This window comes from Heyndrickxia sp. FSL W8-0496 (assembly GCF_038007825.1).
Classification (GTDB): Bacteria; Bacillota; Bacilli; order Bacillales; family Bacillaceae_C; genus Heyndrickxia; species Heyndrickxia oleronia.
Map to the genome: position 1 here is coordinate 76,514 of NZ_JBBOXX010000002.1, position 15,429 is coordinate 91,942.

At 31.7% G+C, this 15,429-nt stretch carries 18 protein-coding genes; 15 read left to right on the forward strand and 3 right to left on the reverse strand.

The window, feature by feature from the left end:
- Nucleotides 1–119: 119 nt before the first annotated feature.
- A complete protein-coding gene (locus tag NST63_RS26835; protein ID WP_341044293.1) occupies nucleotides 120–1,541 on the reverse strand; it encodes an IS110 family transposase in 1,422 nt (473 codons plus the stop codon).
- A gap of 1,368 nt (nucleotides 1,542–2,909) precedes the next feature.
- Between NST63_RS26835 and NST63_RS26840 the strand changes: the two genes are divergently transcribed.
- From NST63_RS26840 to NST63_RS26870, 7 genes are all read left to right on the forward strand, one after another.
- Nucleotides 2,910–4,214, forward strand: coding sequence for a replication initiation protein (locus NST63_RS26840; protein ID WP_341044294.1), 1,305 nt, complete (start codon nucleotides 2,910–2,912; stop codon nucleotides 4,212–4,214).
- Between the two features lie 413 nt (nucleotides 4,215–4,627).
- Nucleotides 4,628–5,044 (forward strand): thioredoxin family protein, encoded by a 417-nt coding sequence (locus NST63_RS26845; protein ID WP_341044295.1) that lies wholly within the window; start codon nucleotides 4,628–4,630, stop codon nucleotides 5,042–5,044.
- Nucleotides 5,045–5,071: 27 nt separating this feature from the next.
- Nucleotides 5,072–5,473, forward strand: coding sequence for a disulfide oxidoreductase (locus NST63_RS26850; RefSeq protein WP_180212583.1), 402 nt, complete (start codon nucleotides 5,072–5,074; stop codon nucleotides 5,471–5,473).
- Between the two features lie 137 nt (nucleotides 5,474–5,610).
- On the forward strand, nucleotides 5,611–6,303 hold the full coding sequence (locus tag NST63_RS26855; RefSeq protein ID WP_341044296.1) for a hypothetical protein: 693 nt from the start codon (nucleotides 5,611–5,613) through the stop codon (nucleotides 6,301–6,303).
- 167 nt (nucleotides 6,304–6,470) lie between these two features.
- Nucleotides 6,471–6,665 carry a helix-turn-helix transcriptional regulator gene (locus NST63_RS26860; protein WP_180212585.1) on the forward strand — a complete coding sequence of 65 codons (195 nt, stop codon included), beginning with the start codon at nucleotides 6,471–6,473 and terminating at the stop codon, nucleotides 6,663–6,665.
- Between the two features lie 107 nt (nucleotides 6,666–6,772).
- Nucleotides 6,773–7,069, forward strand: a complete 297-nt coding sequence (locus tag NST63_RS26865; RefSeq protein WP_419715189.1) for a permease — start codon at nucleotides 6,773–6,775, stop codon at nucleotides 7,067–7,069.
- 49 nt (nucleotides 7,070–7,118) lie between these two features.
- The gene (locus tag NST63_RS26870) at nucleotides 7,119–7,298 is read left to right on the forward strand and encodes a DUF3976 domain-containing protein (protein ID WP_180212587.1); all 180 of its coding nucleotides are present in this window, start codon (nucleotides 7,119–7,121) and stop codon (nucleotides 7,296–7,298) included.
- A 70-nt stretch (nucleotides 7,299–7,368) separates the two neighbouring features.
- Here the strand turns inward: NST63_RS26870 and NST63_RS26875 are convergent, their stop codons facing one another.
- Together NST63_RS26875 and NST63_RS26880 are read right to left on the reverse strand one after the other, a co-directional pair.
- Nucleotides 7,369–7,584 (reverse strand): helix-turn-helix domain-containing protein, encoded by a 216-nt coding sequence (locus tag NST63_RS26875; RefSeq protein ID WP_180212588.1) that lies wholly within the window; start codon nucleotides 7,582–7,584, stop codon nucleotides 7,369–7,371.
- A gap of 197 nt (nucleotides 7,585–7,781) precedes the next feature.
- Nucleotides 7,782–7,931: a hypothetical protein gene (locus NST63_RS26880; protein ID WP_161809557.1), complete on the reverse strand. Its 150-nt coding sequence runs from the start codon at nucleotides 7,929–7,931 to the stop codon at nucleotides 7,782–7,784.
- A 389-nt stretch (nucleotides 7,932–8,320) separates the two neighbouring features.
- Between NST63_RS26880 and NST63_RS26885 the strand changes: the two genes are divergently transcribed.
- From NST63_RS26885 to ltrA, 8 genes are all read left to right on the forward strand, one after another.
- Nucleotides 8,321–8,479 (forward strand): hypothetical protein, encoded by a 159-nt coding sequence (locus NST63_RS26885; RefSeq protein ID WP_161809556.1) that lies wholly within the window; start codon nucleotides 8,321–8,323, stop codon nucleotides 8,477–8,479.
- A gap of 183 nt (nucleotides 8,480–8,662) precedes the next feature.
- Nucleotides 8,663–9,511 carry a hypothetical protein gene (locus NST63_RS26890; protein ID WP_058005840.1) on the forward strand — a complete coding sequence of 283 codons (849 nt, stop codon included), beginning with the start codon at nucleotides 8,663–8,665 and terminating at the stop codon, nucleotides 9,509–9,511.
- 6 nt (nucleotides 9,512–9,517) lie between these two features.
- Complete coding sequence (locus NST63_RS26895) at nucleotides 9,518–10,264, forward strand: hypothetical protein (RefSeq protein ID WP_180212590.1); 747 nt, start codon at nucleotides 9,518–9,520, stop codon at nucleotides 10,262–10,264.
- A gap of 45 nt (nucleotides 10,265–10,309) precedes the next feature.
- Nucleotides 10,310–10,543, forward strand: a complete 234-nt coding sequence (locus NST63_RS26900; RefSeq protein ID WP_180212591.1) for a hypothetical protein — start codon at nucleotides 10,310–10,312, stop codon at nucleotides 10,541–10,543.
- A gap of 12 nt (nucleotides 10,544–10,555) precedes the next feature.
- Entirely contained in the window at nucleotides 10,556–10,828 is a 273-nt protein-coding gene (locus tag NST63_RS26905; protein WP_212946032.1) for a hypothetical protein, read from the forward strand.
- 479 nt (nucleotides 10,829–11,307) lie between these two features.
- On the forward strand, nucleotides 11,308–12,435 hold the full coding sequence (locus NST63_RS26910) for a recombinase RecT (protein ID WP_212946033.1): 1,128 nt from the start codon (nucleotides 11,308–11,310) through the stop codon (nucleotides 12,433–12,435).
- Nucleotides 12,436–12,446: 11 nt separating this feature from the next.
- The gene (locus tag NST63_RS26915) at nucleotides 12,447–12,719 is read left to right on the forward strand and encodes a hypothetical protein (RefSeq protein ID WP_180212594.1); all 273 of its coding nucleotides are present in this window, start codon (nucleotides 12,447–12,449) and stop codon (nucleotides 12,717–12,719) included.
- A gap of 890 nt (nucleotides 12,720–13,609) precedes the next feature.
- A complete protein-coding gene (ltrA, locus tag NST63_RS26920) occupies nucleotides 13,610–15,409 on the forward strand; it encodes a group II intron reverse transcriptase/maturase (RefSeq protein ID WP_341044297.1) in 1,800 nt (599 codons plus the stop codon).
- The last annotated feature ends 20 nt before the right edge of the window (nucleotides 15,410–15,429 follow it).

Sequence of the window (15,429 nt, forward strand, 5' to 3'; positions counted from 1 at the left end):
TCGTGTTCCTTTAACAACATAATGTATCCTCCGTATTATTGTGTAATTTTTTAAATTATACAATAATTTTAATAAAAATTCCATTTATAGGGTATTACGAATCTTAAAGCAACCTGCCATTAGTTTAGTAATAAATGTTCTTCTTCAACTTTTGGATTAAGATCCTCCAACTTCAAACCCATTGCACTTGCATGGATTTTAGTATCATATTTACTGTTATTTTTAAGTAGAGAATAGATTAAGTTAGCAATTTTACCACATAGGTGGCCCATTGCTTTCTTCTTACTCATTCCTTCCTCAACCTTTCGGTCATAATAAACTTTAAATACAGTAGTGTTATTCTTACCATTTGCAATATTGATTAGAGCTAATTGATAAAGAACTCGGCGTGCATCGCGTACCCCACTGTTTGTTTGTTTAGTACCATTAACTGAGGTACCAGACTGTGTATTTTCGGCTGATACTCCTAAGTATTTTTTGAATTCTTTATATGTATTAAATCTATTAATATCTCCAATAACACCAATTAGTGTACAAGCTAAATTCTCGCTTATAAAAGGCATGGATAAAAGGATTTCAGTATAAGGGTGGGGAGGTATACCTTTATCGGCTACGCCCCATAATAGGTTATGAATCTCTTTATCAATTAACTTAATACTTTCTTCAAGCCGTAAGGCTTCCTCAATAACCCAAACCTGCCTTCCAATGAGGTGCTCAACAGGGACAGCAATAGTATTAGGCATTACTTCAGCAAGTGTTTTCGCAGCTTTCTTCGCAACATTTTTAGCCCCAGCCCTAGATATTGCCTTATATAGTTCGTCCTCTGTAGCATCTTTCATATGTAAACCACTTGGATATTCTAAAACTAACTTCATTACTGAAGTTGAGCCTAAACTTTTGAAGGCTTTACTTAAATCTGGATGAGTAACCTTTAACAGCTGTTGGACCTGATTTTTTCTTCTAGTAAGTTGAACATTTAAGTACCAACGGTCCCTCATAACAGTTCTAAATAGAGATTGTAATATTGTTTGAGGTCTTAATAGAGTGACTCCTTGCATATGAGGATGTAATTGCTTATGCCATCCCATATATGACATTACCTTAGCATCCATTGAGTCAGATTTCTCGGTAATACCAAGGTTATTCTTGCGAAATTCTCCAACAGCTTTATTTTCAACTTGGAATAAATCATATCCTTCATTAAGTAATACCTGTTGGACCAAATAGGAGTAGTGTCCACCTGTAGGTTCTAACAAAATTAAAAAGTCTGTTTCTGTTAGTTCGAACTGCTTTCCAATATTTCTTAGAGCAGCTAAAAATTCAGCTATCCCAGAACTGTCTGAGTTGAACTTCATTGTCTTAGTACGTTTCCAAGCGATACCTTTAGGATCCAAGAATGCATCAAACTTGATACAAGAAGCAACATGAAAACTTGCCCCAATATCAATACCAACGTAGAACTGATAAAACTTACGTGAAGTTATCTCTTTGCCTACTTCACTTTCAATTCCATAACTAAATGGAGTATTAGCTTCTTTCATCATGTATCCTCCAAAAAGCAGTATGACATATCTGACTATCCAAGTTTCTGTTAGAGCTTAACGCCCAATGTAGCATGTCAGGATTATATCGCCAGATATTAAATCTCATATTTAACAAAAGAGTCTATCTTATTAGCTCCAATTAACGGTAGAGTTTCAACTGCTTAACAATTATATATATCCAAACTATTCTTCTATATAGTCTATTAAATATAAAGATACGACAATTATCCAAAACTTCCTTCTAAAAAATAAAAAATCCTGTCGATTTAACAGGATAAGATAGTATTTATTTAAATGATGTGCAGTGCCGTAAATTACATGGAGTGCCTCACATCTATATAAGAGGTCTAGGAAACTAGCCCCAATCCAGTTAGGTCGGTGTACCATAAAGGTCACTGCACATTATTATTTTACATTATGAAGCCGAATAAAAAAACAATGTCCCCAAACTAACGGCAAAGTTTCTCAAAAAAAGAGATCCCACGTTTAAGTAAAAGGTACATTGTATATATATTATAGCGAATCATTTCTAAAGGTAAACACTTATACGTTAGCATGTAGTCTATAAAAATTAACAATATAAAAGGTAATGTATTACAGAAACTAACGGGGGTAAGAGTTGAAGATTCAATGTGGATCAGCAACTCTTTTTTCTTATTCGACTAAAGGGGCAGTTTAGTTCAATAAGAGTAATACTAATTGGGATATTTTTCTTAATTTGCTTTTATAGAAAATTTGTTATTGTAAGGGGATAGTACGAATTTTAATCAGGATGCGGTGATAATAAATGTATGAATTTAAGCATGAGATAGAGAAGAAAGAAAAGAAGTTTAAGCTATATTTAATTCTTTATATTATCTCTTCACTAATAAATTTAATTTTCGACTTTACTGACCTTTGGACTGAGGAAATTTCTATTCCACGCTTTATTTTTAATATATTGTTTTATGTTTTAATCCTTTATTTTAGTTTAAAAAGAAAGCAATGGGCTATGTGGTTAGTTAGGTTAGAGGTTTGGCTGAATATATTGTTACTGGTACTTATTATGATTAGTACGATAAAGTCATATCTTAAATAGTTATTCAGTTATTCAACTAACGGGGGCTTTAGTTCAATAAGAATTAAACAAATATTTTAATAATTTTTGAGTCCAAATACCTTTAAATAATAAATAATTTTAAATAGCCTTACTACAACCGAATTGTAGCAAGGCTCTTATAAAAAAAAAATCAACTTTATTATCATTTTTTATTATCTGTATTGAAAATATTAATATTATAGGAGTTTGATTGATTATAATTATCACTTTGTGTAGAATTAGTGATAATTAGTATTTATTCCCTTAAATCGGAGGATTTTTGCTGTATGCCTAACTATGAAAATAATAGTTTAATTGTTGATCCTTTATCAGCTGATGAAATTTATGAAATCAATACTAAAGATTGGATCACTAAATCTAATGCAATTATTGAATCACAATATAAGTTATCCCTTCAAGAACAAAGGATATTGCTTATTACTGCGAGTAAAGTGCAGCCAAGCGATGAAGATTTTAAACCGTATAAGTTTAGAGTAAGTGATCTAATCGATAAGATAGGGGCTAGTAAAAAAAGCAGCATGTATTCATACATAAGAGAAGTCGTAACGGGTTTACAAAGAAAGACATTATCTTATAAAAAAGGAACTAAAACGATTGTGGCTAACTGGTTAGTGACTTCAATTTATGAGGATAATGAGGGAACGGTAATCTTAAAGTTTAATCCTGATTTAAAAGAGTTCTTCTTGCATTTGAAAGAGAAATTTACAATGTATCAGCTTGAAAACGTCATTCAACTGAACTCTGTTTATTCCGTTCGTATTTATGAATTGCTTAAACAATATGAATCTATTAAAAAAAGAACTTTCACTTTAGAAGAGTTTCGTGAAAAATTAGGTATTGAGCCATCGAAGTATAAACAGTATGGCCATCTGAAGAATAAAGTCATAACCGTCGCACAACAAGAAATAGGTGAGAAAACCGATATTAAATTTGAATTTGAGGAAACAAAAAAAGGTAGAAAAGTTACCGGTCTCATATTTCGAATTGAAAGTAACTTAGTTGAAAATGACATAAAAAAACTAAAGAAACCACCTCAACAACTGAACTTTATGGAAGACTTAGATCGCGAAGAAATAAAAGATCGTTTACAAGCTTTAAAAGTGAGCAAAAGCAAATGGGACTATATTCTAGAAAATTATTCTCCAGAACAAATTTTGAGAAATATTCAATATGCAGAGGAAAGGGTAGGTTCAGTTAATTCAATCGGTGGGTATACATATAACGCAATTAAAAATGATTATGCTGCATCTAAACCAGCCCCTACTAAGAAAAAACCTATACGGCAAGAGATGATTCCAGATTATATGCAGGATATTGACAAAGAATATGATCCAGAATATCAATTAAAACAGTATGAATCCATGTATAAGGATGGATTTGAAAATTATCTATTAAAAGTTTATGAATTAAAGGCAAGACTAAGTGACGAAGCTGCTGAACGGGAAGTAAAGAATATTATTGATAGTGATTATAATAAAAGAACTGAATTAGGTTTAAAACCTCGTTATATAAAGGAATTTGACAATAAGTTCATTAAAAATTTATATAAAGAATATATACATACAAAATAAAAGATAAAAACCAGCCAATAAAGTGTATGATAATTGGCTGGTTTTTTATTGATATTCTTAAAGTATATTATTTAATTTATAAACACCAACAAATTTACTATATTGCTATATAATAATCGCCTATTTTTTTGAAATTCTAAGGGATTGATGGGTTTAGTGTATAGTTACATTTTCTTAGAAAAAAAGTAAAAAACACTTTACACTACCTATTTTTTTATGCTAACATCAATAACAATATTTTCCTATTTTAAAATTTCAGATATATCTGTTATTTCACCGTGATATAAATGCTCCTTAATCTTTGTTTTAAACAGTAATACTATCGAAGTAACAGAGATTAAAAAAGTTTTTTTAGTTTGGTAGGGGGGTTATATACTCTCTTAAAAATAAAATTAACAAGGAGTGATTGAATTATGAAAAAATGGTATCTCACTGTGATAGCTTTGGTGCTAATAGGGGTGACATCAACTTTAGTTATAGTTCAAAAAGCTAAAAGCAATGAGGATAACTACAAAAACATTAGCCTGCATGATTTAGAGCGCAAATTAGATCAAAAGGAGAGTTTTATAACTTATATTTATTCCACCACTTGCCCAGCGTGTAAAAAGCTGAGACCCGTTCTGAATTCAACTATAAAAGAAAAGAAAGTAGAAGTATTAGCACTTAACATTTCATTAGAAGAAAATTACGATGAACAGTTTTTTAAGGAAAATAATATAAAAGTTACACCTACCCTTATTTATTTTAACGATGGAGTTGAAAAAGGGAAAAAGGAAGGTAATATTTCCAAAAAAGCACTTGAAAATTTTATCGATTTCTCAAATCAATAATAATACTCACAAAAAGGGGGACCATTTTTGCAGATTAGATCTTATGTTGCTTGGATAATATCAATAATAGCGACTTTAGGTAGTTTATATTTTAGTGAAGTAAGAAATTTTATACCGTGTACTCTTTGCTGGTACCAACGTATTCTAATGTATCCATTAGTAATTATATTAGGGATATCTATATTAAAAAAAGATAAAAACAGTTCAATCTATGTTTTACCATTTTCAATAATTGGTTTCTTTCTAGCATTCTATCACTATCTCACTCAAAAATTTACCTTCTTTCAATCTATAGAGGCCTGTGAAATTGGCATTCCATGTACAACAATTTATATAAATTGGTTAGGATTTATTACAATACCATTACTATCGTGTCTAGCATTTCTTACGATTTCAATATTAGTAATCTTAAATTTAAGAAAAAAATAAATTTTTAATAGTTGATATATTCTGTAAAATTGTTACAATAAAAATGTAAAGTTTGCTTTACTATGGAAGGAGGGAAAAAATTCAACTATGATTTCGCATCCAGATAATTTTTTTAAAATTATTTAGGAGGAGAAAATATGAAAAAGTATCTCAAAAAAATTGTAGTAACGGTTGCTCTAGCTGTCTCTTGTTTTTCATTAACAATTCCTGGACTTAATGTAAGCGCTAACACTAATGGCGGGAATGATGATTTCGTAGAGAAAATGGAACAATATCAAGATCATTCCACAGTTCTTGGGAAGTCAGAGAAGTCTCAGCTTGTGGAGAAAGTAAAAGAAGGTATTCAAAATCAAGATATAAATGTCGTTGGTGACGTTGATCAGTTAGATTATGACAATTCCAATGCTTTTAAATTTGATGCTAACTTTGAAAATGTAACAAGTATCACTATCCCTTACAAAGATACTGAAGGAGTAAAAACATTAAGTGGATTAACTGTTACTTTTGATGCACAACTAAATCAACAGGAATATTCTGAGATTCAGGTTACAGAAACTAAAACTCAAGCTACTAGTTTTGTTTATATAAATGGTTCTGAAGCTGGATCTGCTACAATCGAAAAAAGTAGTAGATTTCAAACTATGGGATATATTGATCGTGTAAATGATTGTATGGCACGATTTGGGGTAAATCCTGATACTGCTGCACTTGCTTTAACTACATGTGGAACTGTTTGTGCCATTTCCTTAGGTACATTGTGCTTACCGTGTCTTGGAATTTTTGGAGCAGCTGGTGGAGGAGTAATTGTAGGTTGCTTCCTTAATTCATAAGTACTTATTTCACTTTAAAGGCCCGTTCTCTTAATTAGAACGGGTTTTTTTGTTTTATTTTTATTTTTTTTATAAAAAATGTAAAGGAAACTTTACAAAAAGCTCTTACTGAACTATAATTTAAATTACATCATGTAAATTAAATTAGGAAAGTGGGCCAATTCGCTTTGAAAAATAAATTAAATGAGTACAGGAAGCTGTACGGTTATTCTCAAGATACTTTGGCTGAAAAACTTGGGGTTTCAAGGCAAACTATTATCTCTATAGAAAAAGGAAAATACAATCCTTCATTACCTTTAGCACTACAGATTGCAAAGACTTTCGATACAATAGTTGAAAAGATTTTTTTCTTGGAGGAGTAGAAATACACTAATACATTAGGAGGTTTTACATGTATTCACGAGTTGCTTACTTCATATGTGGAATTATACTTTTAAGTATAAGTGGTTTTTTAATTGTTAGTTCAATGATGAATAATAATTATCCACCATCTTACAGTATTTTGATTTTAGCTCTTGCTGTAATTGCATTTTGTGCCTATTATTTATTCCCTCAATTTAAACAAAAAGATGAAAGAATGAAGTTAATTAGACAAAAAGGAATGTTTGTTTCTTATTTTGCATTAGTCATTTATTTCGTTATTTTTATCATTTTAAATAACTTTCACATGTTTATGTTAACTACTATGCAATTTCTTCATATTATGGTCAGTTTAATGATCATGACTGTTTTCCTCTCGTGGGTAGTATTATCAAAAAGATATTGATTTTCTAAATAGATATAATACAAATTCTAACGAGAGGTGATTAATTAAAATGGAAACTTATTATCCTTTTTTAGCTGTTCTTGTAGTATTTATTTTAGTCTCATTTTTAATTAGAAAAGATGTTAACGAAGATAAATCTCTAACAAAAAAGGGATTTATTAAAGTAATAGTATCTATGGTTGTAGTAGCGATTTTGGCAGCGGTGTACGTTACTATAGCAACTCACTAATCAATAATAATAAAAATTAAAAAAAACAAAGCTGATTCTTTTTTAGAGAATCAGCTTTGTTTTATATATATTAAATTCTATCTTTATTTATTGGTGATGGCTGATTTCGTAGAATTAAATATGGAGATTTTGGGTCGTCCGTATCTAATTTTATTGCTGCAACTTTTCCAGTTCTACAGAGCCTTTTAATCGTATCTTGGTGTACACCCCAAAGATTAGCTGCTTGAGAAGTACTCATGATTTTATCTTTAATTTTTTCAATTTCATTTTGGTATCTTTTATTCATTTTTTCTTTTCAGCCTTTATTTTCATAACGATAGAAAGGGTAATTATATTTACAATTATAGACGCTATAGACGCGATTAAGATTACTGTAATCAATTTACTCCCTCCCTTGACTAAAAAAGAATATTCGGGGTATGATAGACATATAATAGTGGAGGGAAAAGAAAGGCTTGTACCTTTCTTTTCCGGTTCAATAACTCATTTGGAATCTTCATCCGTTGCAGTCGGTTGAAGATTCTTTTCTTTTTTCTCTATTATTATTTTTCTGTAAGTAACAAATGCAGTTGATAGACCCACAAGAGCACTACATAAACTAACAATAGAAGTTATGAGTAAAATAATCTCCACTATCCTCACCTCCCTTCTACAAGGGGGTAGGTATGTAATTATCATACCCTAATTAAATTATACCATGTCCGTATACGGACTTCAAATAAATCCTTCAGAAAAATAAAAAAATATTTTCCTTATTAGTTCTAGAAATTTTTAACTGAAATAAACTAATGAATGTTCATTGTTTTATACTATGAAAAATATTAAAACTAAATTGCCTTTGTTTTAATTGACTAAATAAAATAGTCAATTGTATAATTATGATAACAAGTATTTATATTATGTTTTTATAAATAACATTTTATTTAGTGGAAGTACTGTCTTGTATTTTGAAATTCTCTCTTTTTAAAATATTTAATTGTACCTTCGCTAAGTTAGTAAAAGAGAACATGGGGGAAATTATAATGAAACAATATGAGGTAAAACTAGATAACAGACTTATTGATATTATGGATGCAAATTCAATTTTAGAAGTCTTTTTAAAGTATAGAAATGAAATTGAAAGGTCAAAAGAAGTTAATATTATTGAATTTGGTATAGAATCGGAAAAGTGTATATGCTGACAAAATCAATAACAATTGTTAAAATGAATAACATTTTTATTGAATTATCAGTCATTGTAGGCTAAAATGAACAAAAGCAAATAATTATTATCAAACCACTGTAAAAAGACAGAGTTTGAGGGATTTGTATTCCTTAAACTCTGTCTTTTTTTATTTGAATTTTAAAAGGGAGGAATTTTATTTATGTCAGATCAAGCATTATCGGTATTAGTAGAAGGGTATGATCCAGAAAAAGCATTGGAAGCATTACATGAAAATAACGTAGATGTATCCGAAGATTGGCAATCTATTTATGCAGCCAGACAAAATGGCACCATTATGCAAGGGGAATTAATAGGGATAGAAACTCCCGAAGCTGATAAGACATATGGAATCATACAAGTAGGATTTGTACGTGGATTTTTGCCTTTACAAGAGGCAGGGGAAGAAATCCAAAGTATAAAGCAATTTCGTGAACTTATCGGTTCTAAAATTGTCTTTAAAGTTACGAATCTAATTAGAGAAGAAGAACAATTTGTTGCATCTCGTAAAAATGCATTAGAACATATGCAGAGTGCTACATGGAAGCGTCTTAAGGAAGATCAAGAAGTCATTGCTGTAGTCCGTAATGTTCGAATGAAAAAAGTGAAACTAGAGATTGGTGGAGTATCTGTAAATATGCCTGCAGATGAATATGATTATAAGTTTATCGAGGATCTTCGTGATGAATTAAAGGTCGGGGATCATTTGAGAGTTAAGGTAATTTCATTAGATAGTGAAAATAAACAAGTGAAAGTTAGTGCAAAGGCTCTAAAGGAGAATCTGTGGGATAACATCGCTAAGCATTTACGTATCAAAGGGGAATATGTAGGTACCATTACTGGAATAGCAGAATTCGGGGTTTTCGTTAATATTCGTGGAAATGTAGATGCTCTAACCCCGCATTTAAAATTTGATAAGTTTAAAAAGGGAGACAGAGTCCTAGTTAGACTACTTGAGATCCAACCTGAAAAACAGCACATTCGTGCAAAAATTGTAAGAAAACTAGGATAAGTTCTTATGGATACATTAAGTCCTTTTTCTCTCTGTCATGACTGGAAAGTTCAATGGTATAAATATGATCGTTTACATGAGAACGCCATGAATTGGGTTGGAAAACGAGAAGAAGATATGTTAATTGCATTGGCGATTGTTGGTGTTATTAGTTCATTACAACTTAAAAAGATATTTTTAGATGGTGATAAACAAAGGTTAAAAAAGCTATGTGCTACAGGAAAACTAACTAGACATAAACTTTTTAAAAATCAGCAAGAGATTCCTATATTTTCTCTTGGGCCAACAGGAATTGCGATGATTCAAGAACGTTACCCGGTTGTTGATTGGACCTGTTTTAGTATTCCTGATTTATTACAGCGATTATTATTCTTTCAACTAGTTAGTAGATTCAAGGATGAAAATCCTAATATTAGAGTATTGCCATCCATTCCTCCGTTTATTGGATCGGTTAAAAGAAAGGATAAAAAAATACATGTATTAGTCCAAAGAGGCAACGAGGAAGATCTTATTCATACTTTCAAGTTCTATACGCCTGCGGAACGTTTTATCCTTATAAAAGAAACATTGGAACATGGTAAGACTCTAGATGAATACCTTCAAAAATGTAAAGTAAGAATGACCACTGATAATCAAATGTCAAATCATTCTTTTAGTGAAATGTTTTATTTATGGAAAGAGGGCAAATGGGTTCCAGAAAATACTATTTCGGAGGAACAACATTCTAATATCAAGAAAACATCAGTTATTTAAGTGTTCGTATTAATTTATCTGTTTATTTTAGGGAAGGACGTAAGTATGTTAATGGAAATAGCTAAAATTCTTCTTGAGTCTAAAAGAATTGATAAATGGGTTCCAGTACACCTCCTTATTAAATATGGAATAAATAATGAAAGAATAAATCATTTGGAAGATAAAGGGGTTTTGCTTGTTAAAAATACTGACTTACATGGTAAGGTATTAAAGTTAACGCTTAAAGGATATCATGAATTTTCTCAAGCTTTAATTCAAAAAAATAGTTTGTTTGGTTAAGGACTTAAAAAAGTGGGGATTGATATGTCGGATAAAAAGAATCTAAATTATAAAATTCTATTTGATAGCTTTTTGGACCAACATGAGTATTTTTTTAAAACAACAATGTCAGCTATTATACAGGCGGAAGTTGATAAGAACCATGAAAATATAGTGGTATTTTTAGAGGAATTATTGAAAACTATCGACAAACATCCAAGAAAAGAAAATTTAATTGGATTAAGAATAATAACTGAGGAATACATGACTTTATTTAATACAGACAATTTAAAATATATATGTTAAAAATAGCTATAAGAAGAAGGAAATAAATATCCTTCTTCTTTTTCTGATTTAAGCTTTTCAATATTAGAAAAATTTGATAGTATATATACAATAGTTTTATTAATTTTTGTAGCCCTTGTACATTTCCGTCACCGTTTGGTACGTGCTGAATGAAGCTGGGTAGGAAATAATCGAAAGATATTCCATAAAAGACTGTTTTTACAGTTTGCTTTTATACTTTCCCACTTTTATGTGTGCTGAAAGACAAAAAGCGTTCTAGTGTATTAACTAGAACAAAAGACTTTATGCAAGTTATTTATGCGTAAAGAAGAATTATATAGTTTCGAACACAAAGGCGTATACTCTCTATTGATATCAAAATGGAGATGTGGTAGGTCTTATTTTGTGTTATCTAAAAGAAGCAGGTTCCAGTCTTTTTGGCTGAGACCTGTTTTTTTTTATGTGAAAAATAATCTAAAAAACAAAAGGAGAGGGTTTCAATGGAAAAAACTATTTTATTTACAGATGAACAAAAAAATTTAATTTGGAGAACAAAATTGTCACCAAATGGAGCAACACAGGACGATGCAAGAATATTTATGGACATCTGTGAAAAGTATGGACTTGATCCAATATTAGGAGAAATTGTATTTCAAAGATTTGAAACGAAACGTGGTCCAGTAACTAATTTTGTCGTCAGTCGTGATGGTTATCTTAAAGCAGCGATGAGAGACAAAGATTTTGTAAAGTGTGTCAGCGCTGTTATTCGTGAAGGCGATGATTTCGAAATGGACATTGACGGAAATGTTATTCATAAATTTGGTAAAAAACGTGGACCTATTATAGGAGCCTGGGCTTTTGCAGAACATGCAAAACGTGGAAAGTTACCAGTTAATGTTGATTTCCAAGAGTATTTTGTTGCTAATGCTGCATCTCAAAATGGAAAGAGTTATGTTTGGGATTCGATGCCATCAGCAATGATTCAAAAGGTTGCAGAGGTTGCTGCATTACGTCGTCAATTCCCATTAGGTGGTATTGTAGCTGCTGAAGAAATGGGATTAGATCAATTGGAAATTGAGCAATTTGAAAAGCAAGTGATTGAACAACCAACAACAAAAAATACCGAAGAACTACCTAAGAAAGAAAATAAGGAGCAAGTAGGGAAATCAAGTAACACAGTGAAAAAAGAGAAGAAATCATCAGTTTCAGAAAAGGTAGAAGTTCAATCTGACAAGGAAGATTCTTCTGAGGAGAAGGAAATCAAACAAAAAGGAAAATTAGCGCAAAAGGAATCAGTGGAACCCTTGAATCAAGAATCTTTAGAATTACCTTTAGACGAAAAGGTAGTTATTAATGATGAGAAAGAAACATTCCAGGAGGATGTTGATTCCAAACTTCAAGCTTGGACAGTGTTGATGGTTAAAGCTGGTAAGTCTCCTCAAACAGGAACCCCTTTTGCTAAGGTAGCTCTCGAAAATGATCAAGGAGAGAAAACTATTGCTTTGGCTAGAGGTGAGGTCTTAGACCTACTCGACGAAGTTGAAGAAAGCCAACCATACCTTTTTGAGCTTGAAAATGTAAATGGCTATGTCCACATAATAAAAATAGCTGGCTTAGCTGTAGCGTAAGGAGAAGTGCTATGAAAGTTACCCTTACAGATGGAACAGCGTTTTACTTCGTTGTTCCTTCTCTTTCTCATTATGGCAATGTCATAGTTGAAATAAAAAGAAAAGGAACTGAATATATCGTTTCTCATTCCTGTTCTGAAAATGCGTGTAATGAAAATGTTCTTTGTGATCATAATCGTCATGCCAACGTATTTATACAAAGTTGGAACATAGATTATGAATCCATTGTTATTCATTATAAAAATAAGCAAATCCAACTACAATCTCATTGGATACAAATATAAAAAAGTTAGGTGGTTGATTACATTGTTACCATCCATCATTAATGTAGCTAGAGAAAATAATTTAATTATAAATGAACGATCATTAACTAAGAAAGAAGTCCTTTGTAAATGTCCTTTTTGTCTCATGGATGCTAGTCGTCCTAAAAAATTTTATCTTTCATTAAATCCGAAAGAAAATATTTTTAAGTGCTGGTATTGGTGCGACTTGTTCTACTATAACCGCGATATGCAGGAAAAGTAGGGGTTAAGTAATATTTAACCTAACTTCTTATCTGATGGTTGGAATGAGGAAACCACGTTTTCCGAAACAACCACACTGATACTCCTACATGCGTCTAATCTTGATAGAGATTAGAGGTGTGAAGCTAGGTGAAGTCGGGCGAAGGATACCTAAGTCCATTGGATATGGTAACTGATAGTTCGGGTGGCTATAAAATATCTATGGTGAGAATGACCAATAATGGTCTGACGAAGTTTTCGAATGTACGGGTCTAGAAGCACACAGTATTCGAAAGATACTGCCAGTCATTGACTAGGTAAGTTGGTGAAAAGTAAGAATCAATACGCTGAAATTCATCCGGTGAACAATGGCACTGATAAAACTTACAGGCTCAAAGGAACCACCTAAAGATATATGAAAAGCTAGGATAAGAGGAACAAGGAAAACAAGGAACGTTGATAAGGGGCTATCACCCTAACGGTTGCTATAAGGCATTATGCCGAAATGCATTTATCCTTGTGAGAGTAGGGGCACGACCATTGAAGTTACTGTAATGGTAATGGAGGAACAGCCCCAAGTCTATTAGTAACTGAATTGATATTCTAAAAGGTTCATTGCAGGGATCAGGTAAGAAGATGGGAAATCATCCCCAGAAAGGAGATGATCCATCATGCAAACACAATTACGATATTGGGAATATTACGGTATGACCGAAACGTTTGATAGTTTATATGAAGATAGCAAGGAAGGAAAATCTTTTAATCGTCTATATGACATTATTACCTCAAGAGAAAACATCTTACTTGCTTATCAAACAATTAAAACAAATAAAGGTTCTAAAACGCCAGGTATGGATAAACGCACAATTGATGATTTTAGAAAGTTCTCAGAAGAACAATTAGTTGCATTTATCCAAAAGCGTCTTGAAAACTATCAGCCTATGAAAGTTAAACGAGTCTTTATTCCTAAGCCCAGTGGGGATAAACGCCCATTAGGTATTCCAAGCATGAGTGACAGAATCATACAACAAGCCTTTAAACAAGTCCTCGAACCAATTTGTGAAGCAAGATTCTACAACCACTCATATGGATTCAGACCCCTAAGATCCACACACCATGCAATCGCAAGAGTGAATTATTTAATAAACAAAAGCGAACTGCATTATGTAGTGGACATTGATATTAAAGGTTTCTTTGATAATGTCAACCACTCACTATTAATAAAGCAATTATGGAATATAGGAATAAGAGATAGGAAAGTCTTACGCATAATCAGCAAAATGTTAAAAGCTGAAATAGCAGGGGAGGGCATTCCCTCAAAAGGTACTCCACAAGGAGGAATTTTATCACCTTTGCTATCTAATGTAGTTCTTAATGACTTAGACCAATGGGTAGCAGGACAATGGGAAAACTTTCAAAGTAATTATGAATACGCAGCTAAATATGTAAAATATAAGCAGCTTAAACAAACAAACTTAAAAGAAGGATTCATTGTTCGTTACGCAGATGACTTTAAAATTCTATGTAGAGACTGGAAAACTGCCCAAAGATGGTACCACGCTGTAAGACTTTACTTAAAAGACCGTTTAAAACTTGACATTTCACCTGAAAAATCCAAGGTAATTAATCTTAGAAAAAATAAATCCGATTTCTTGGGATTTACAATTAAAGCTAAGAGAAATGGCAATAAACGTGTTGCAATCTCTAATATAACAAGCAAGAAGCAGAGACAGTATGTGCAGGAAGGGAAAAATCGAATAAAACAAATTCACAAAAGTCCAACTGCCAAGAATGTCATTCTCTATAATAGCTGGGTATTAGGTATCCAGAATTATAGTAAGGGAGCAACTCACGTTTATCATGATTTCAAGAAAATAGCATGGTGTTTAAGAGAACTCCAAAATAATCGTTTGGGTAGGATAGGAAGATATGAATGTCCCATGGATCCACCGCAATCATATAAAAGGTTTTATAAGAACAAATATAAGACATACAAAATTTGCGGTATGTATCTCTTTCCACTAGCGGATATTCGTCATAAGAGTATTATGAGCTTTTCACAGTGGCATACTCCTTTCACATGTAAAGGAAGAAACCATATATTTAAGACTCTTAGTAGTGATATAGCTTATGAAATTAAAAAACTTATGGAATCTTCCATACCAAATAGAAGTGTAGAATACTTTGATAATCGAATCAGTAGGTACAGTATGAGAAAAGGCAAATGTGAAATTACGGGAGAATTTATCCCTGCTGAATTTGTACATTGTCATCACTATAAACCTATTAATCTAGGCGGAACAGATGAATTTAGAAATCTACGTATTCTACACAAATATATTCACGTCTTAGTACATGCTTCAGACACCCAAACAATATTTAAATATCTTAAAATACTAAATCTTGATGATATAGCTATTAAGAAAATAAATGAATATCGTAAAAAGTGTAACCTAGAACCTATCAATTAGAAGTTACTAAAAGATGGAGC